Here is a 4,777-nt window from a genome sequence, read left to right as displayed (position 1 = left end):
CACCACGGCCAAGCATGCCTTGCTCGGGCTCAATCGCTCGCTGGCCCGAGATTATGGCCCGCGCGGGGTGCGGGTGAACGCGGTGTGCCCCGGCTGGGTGCGCACGCCGATGGCGGATGAGGAAATGCAGCCGTTGATGGATTTCCATGGCGAGACGCTGCAGCACGCCTATGACCGGGTGTGCGCCGATGTGCCGTTGCGCCGGCCGGCCAGCGCTGAAGAAATCGCCAGGGTGTGCCGCTTCCTGGCATCCAGTGACGCGTCGATCATTACGGGTGCGACGCTGGTGGCGGACGGGGGCTCAAGCATCGTCGATGTGCCGACGCTGGCCTATGCGCGTATGGAGCAGCGTCATGAATGAAGACCTGGATTTCACTGGTCGCAACGTATTGGTAACGGGTGGCGCCCAGGGTATTGGTCGGGCCATCGTCGAAGCGTTTGCCCTGCGGGGTGCGCGGGTGATGATCGCCGACCTGCAACTGGCAGAGGCGCTCGCGCTGGAGCTGTGCGGGCGCGGCTGCCAGGTGGAAGCGGTGACGGTGGATCTGGCGGATGCGGCTGCGGTTTTCGAGCTGATTGCAGGGGTGGAACACGACTGGGGGCGGCTGGATATTCTGGTGCATAACGCCGGGTATTTTCCGCTGACGCCCTTTGCCGAGATCACTCCGGCGATGCTCGGCCGTACCTTGGCGGTCAACCTCTCGGCGTTGTTCTGGCTGACCCAGGCGGCGCTGCCGATGTTCCGCCGTCAGGGTCGGGGCTGCGTGCTGGTTACGTCGTCTGTCACAGGTCCCCGGGTTGCGTTTCCGGGGTTGAGTCACTATGCGGCGTCGAAGGCCGGGGTCAACGGGTTCATTCGCAATGCGGCGCTGGAACTGGCCGGTTTGAATGTGCGAGTCAACGGTGTGGAGCCCGGCATGATCGCAACCCCGGCCATGGGCAACCTGGGGGATGACCAGGTAAATGCACAGATCGCCAGCCGGGTGCCACTGGGACGGCTGGGCGCACCGTCGGATATTGCCGGGGCAATGCTGTTCCTGGCATCGGACCTGGCGGGCTATATCACTGGGCAAACGCTGGTGGTGGATGGCGGCTCGACCTTGCCGGAGGTTTAACGAAACGTCCTACCGAACTGCCGGATAACCTCTACTCCCCTGCCCTGAGAACCTCTGCAAAGTCCCTCGCCTGATCACACAGCGCGAGGGAACGCCGATGTTTTTTTCGATTAATGCCCTGCCCGATGGGGCTGCCTCTTGATTCCCGCCATTGGCTTTCTGGTGGTGGCGGCGATGGACCCGAAGACGCGCGACGTCGATGGGGTTCTCAACGACTTCACACATTGCCTGAACACCTACGACGCGTGGGCCGAGAGCTTCTGGAGCTTTTCGGCACTGGATGTCGAGCAGGTGTTCAAGGTCGGCGACGAGGTTTCGCTGGTCGCGCCCATCACCCGTTCCCTGTATCCCGCCAGCACCGTCGCGACCTGCAAGGCCAACTCACCGTTGACCCTGGTGCACATGTTCCAGAGCACACGGTTCGTGCCCATCGGCAATACGCCGGTGATGCTGCAGGAAGTCGCGCAAGACGGTGGTCCCCTCGGCGATCCCATCCATAAGACCATCGGCCCCAGCGGCATTCTCGAAGTCACCGAGTGCACCGTCGACCGGCAGTATCGAGTCAGCTTTTACCCCAACGTTTCCAGGGATCACATCAAGGCACTGTATGCCTCCTATCAGTCCGAGCTCAGCTCGCTGGAAGGCAACTTGCGCGGTCAGTGGACGAGCACGTTCAAGCCGATATGGGAGAGCTATGCCAAGGCGGGTTATGGCGAGCGCTACACCTCGCTGCAACTGGCTTATGCGCGGGGCTTTGAAAACGTGCTTTACGGCCTCTGGGACGGTATTGCGCAGCTGTACCAGTGGTTGGCAGACATCAAGCCCAACAGCGAAAAGCTCCTGCAGTACCTCTCCCAAGCCGAGCTTGGAGCGCTCCTGAAGCTCAGTCATGAGGCGATTGCCAAGGGATTGTTGATTCTCAGCGACGAGCCGCTGCTGTTCATCTACCTGTCCGCGATGGTCAGTTGGATGCGCATGCTGCCGCCGCATTACATGTTTGAGTTGCTCGGGGAAATCACCACCGAGGTGTTGCTCAACCTGCTGTTGCTGTGGGCTACCGGCGGTATGGGTGTGGCGGTACGGCTGGGCGCGCAGGTGCTGGGCAAGGTCAGGTCCGAGCGGGCACGGGAGTGGTTGGAGCAGATTGCCAAGCTGGGTGGTACGACCCCGTTGGATAGGCATGCGGAGGTGCTTAAGCCGTTATCGCTTCAGAGTCATGCAGTGCCGGTCAAGGCTGCGGCGGTGCCGTTGAAGGCTGGCGTGGACGAGATATCCAACCCGGCACCGATGGTGCGGGAGCCGAAGACGGCGCGCACGGCGTTGGTGAAGCAGGAGCCTGTGGATGATGCGCCAGCTTCGGCGAAAAACCCCAATGGGGATGCGTCGGCTTGTTCGGCGAGCACCTGTACGAATGGCTGCCCGGTATCGATGGTTACTGGTGAGGAACTGCTGACCCTCACGGATGGCTCGTTGGAGGGTGTGCTGCCATTTGTCTGGACGCGGTTGTATCGCAGCAGTGCCGTGGAAGTGGATTGCGGGTTGGGGTTTGGCTGGAGTCATGCGCTGGCGCAGCGCTTGGTGGTGAGCGGCGGATCGGTGGTGTGGACCGATCACGAGAACCGCAGTACCACCTTTCCCCTGCCCTCTGCTGCACGGCCGGCGATCACCAATAGCCTGGCGGAAGCGGCGATTTATCTGGGTGCTTTGCCGGATGAATGGGTGCTGGCTCAGGCGTCGCTTTTCTACCACTTCCGTGACGGTGTGCTGACGGCGATCAGCGATGGGTATGACAACCGGCTGCGCATTGCCCGCGATTATTCCGGGCGGATTCATCGGATCGATAACCATGTTGGCCAGGGATTGCTGCTGCGGTATGAGCGCGGCCATATCGTTGCGGTCGACTATCAGGTGCAGCGGGAACTCGGCTGGGTTACCGAGCAGAACGTTGTTTCCTACACGTACGACGATGCCTGGCGGTTGATCGAAGCGACCAACGCTGTAGGAGAAAGCGAGCGTTATCGGTACGACTATCAGCAGGTGATCCTGGAGCGGGAACTGGCCGGTGGGGCGAGTTTCTTCTGGGAGTGGGAACGGTCCGGCAAGGCGGCAAGGTGCGTCCGGCACTGGGCCAGCTTTTCGCAGATGGACACGCGGTATGTGTGGGATGACAACGGCACGGTCACCGTGCACAACGCCGATGGCAGCCAGGAAGTCTACGTACACGACCAGCGCGCACGGCTGGTGCAGCGGATCGATCCGGACGGCGCGCAGCACTTCAAATCCTACGATGAAAAAGGCCGGCTGACGGTCGAGCAGGATCCGCTGGGGGCGGTGACGGCCTATCAGTACGACGAAGCCGGTCGGTTGATTGCGCTGTTTCCCGGGGACGATACGCCGACGTCCTACGAGCATGACAACGGGTTCGTACGGGTTGTGCGCCGTGGTGACGCGGTGTGGAAATACCAGCGTAACGATCAAGGCGATATCACTCGCAAGACTGATCCGGACGGCAATTACACCGAATACACCTACACCCAACACGGAAAGCTCACGGGTGTTTGGTATCCGGATAACAGCAGCCAACGCTTTATCTGGAACGAACGCGGCCAGCTCATTGAGGAAAAACTGGCGAATGGCGGTGTGCGGCGTTATCGCTATGACGAGCTGGGGCGGCAGGTGGCTTGCGAGGATGAGCATGGTGCGCTGACCCAGTATCAGTGGGACGCCGTAGGTCGTTTGCTGAAAGTGATTCAGCCTGACGGGGCCACACGCGAATTCAGCTACAACCCGTACGGAAAAATCACTGCCGAGCGTGATGAGCTGGGGCGGGTTACGCGCTACGAATATGCCGACGGCCTACACCTGATCAGCCGTCGGATTAATCCGGACGGCACGCAGCTCAAATACCGCTACGACAATGTTCGGTTGTTACTCACCGAGATCGAAAATGAGGTTGGGGAAACCTACCGGCTTGAGTACCACGCCAACGGCCTGATACAGCAGGAAATCGGGTTTGATGGGCGCCGCACCGCCTATGCCTACGACCTCACCGGGCATCTGCTGGAAAAGACCGAATACGGCGATGACGGCAGTCAGTTGGTTACCGGTTATGCGCGCGATGCTGCCGGTCGCCTGGTAAGAAAAACCCTGCCCGACCGCAGCATTGTCGATTACACCTACGACCGTCTCGGCAACCTTCTCAGCGTCGACGACGGTCATTGGCCGCTGCATTACGAATACGACCTGCAAAACCGCCTCACCGCCGAACACCAGGGCTGGGGCACGTTGCGCTATGGCTACGACGAATGCGGCCAACTCAATTACCTGCGGCTGCCAGACAACAACCGCCTCGCCTTCCACCACGACAAAGGTGGCGACCTCGCCACCGTCGAACTGAATGGCAGCCTGCTCACCTCGCACCTGTTCAAATCCGGCCGCGAACACCAACGCCAGCAAGGCCAACTCCTCAGTCACTACCACTATGACGACCAGGGCCGCCTGCACGCCCACGCGATCACCCAACAGGAACAACGCCACCAGCGCCGCCAATACGACTACGACAAACGCGGCAACCTCACCCGCATTCTCGACACTCGAAAAGGTCAGCACGACTACCACTACGACCCACTCGACCGCCTGACTCGCGCCAACCACTCGCACGA

Annotated in this window: 3 protein-coding genes; all 3 read left to right on the top strand. The window is 61.1% G+C overall.

The genetic code is table 11. The annotated features are described in order from the left end of the window. The coding region (locus HX846_RS08060; RefSeq protein ID WP_178965225.1) for an SDR family oxidoreductase at positions 1 to 361 on the top strand (361 nt) is incomplete at its 5' end. Continuing rightward, positions 354 to 1,115 (top strand): SDR family oxidoreductase, encoded by a 762-nt coding sequence (locus HX846_RS08055; protein WP_003209865.1) that lies wholly within the window; start codon positions 354 to 356, stop codon positions 1,113 to 1,115. The genes HX846_RS08060 and HX846_RS08055, both read left to right, overlap by 8 nt. Before the next feature lie 174 nt (positions 1,116 to 1,289). Further along, on the top strand, positions 1,290 to 4,777 hold a 3,488-nt coding region (locus tag HX846_RS08050; RefSeq protein ID WP_178965226.1), incomplete at its 3' end, for a DUF6531 domain-containing protein.

Source organism: Pseudomonas sp. K5002 (assembly GCF_013386655.1).
In the GTDB taxonomy this organism is placed as follows: domain Bacteria; phylum Pseudomonadota; class Gammaproteobacteria; order Pseudomonadales; family Pseudomonadaceae; genus Aquipseudomonas.
Note: the sequence above shows the minus strand (reverse complement) of the source record. Positions and strands in the feature narration are given on the sequence as shown.

Coding starts and splice junctions, on each gene's coding strand:
- HX846_RS08055 (WP_003209865.1), top strand. CDS start 354: ATGAATGAAGACCTGGATTTCACTGGTCGCAACGTATTGGTAACGGGT.